Source organism: Shewanella sp. SR43-4 (assembly GCF_014163845.1).
GTDB classification, from domain to species: domain Bacteria; phylum Pseudomonadota; class Gammaproteobacteria; order Enterobacterales; family Shewanellaceae; genus Shewanella; species Shewanella vesiculosa.
On sequence record NZ_JACJEB010000056.1, the window covers coordinates 1 to 440 of the forward strand.

The window sequence follows — 440 nt, forward strand, 5'->3', positions numbered from 1 at the left end:
GTGATTGTCGGCGTTGAGTGCATGCATTGCTGGTATTGGGTGTCAGATTGGTGTGCTGAACTTGGGATTGATTTTGTACTAGGTCATGCGCTTTATATGAAGGCGATTCACGGCGGTAAAACCAAGAATGATAAAGTCGATTCCTTTAAAATTGCCTCATTACTGCGTGGCGGTAATTTCCCAATAGCCTACGATTACCCCAGCGAAATGCGCGCTGCCCGTGACCTATTACGTCGACGAATGAAAATTGTTCGTCACGGTGCCATGCTCAAAGGTCATGTGGTTAACACCAACAGCCAATACAACTTGCCTGCCACTGAGTTAAATCTTAAAAACATTTCAGCAAGACAAAAACTTCGTGAGCAGTATCAAGACCCTATCGTGCAGCGCAACATTGATTTAGATATGGCGCTACTTGATTGCTATGCCAAAGAACTCGC

The 440-nt window shown here is 45.0% G+C and carries 1 protein-coding gene; it reads left to right on the forward strand.

Annotated elements, in window-relative coordinates; genetic code table 11:
• On the forward strand, window positions 1-440 hold a 440-nt coding region (locus H5123_RS20395), incomplete at both ends, for a transposase (protein WP_182699100.1).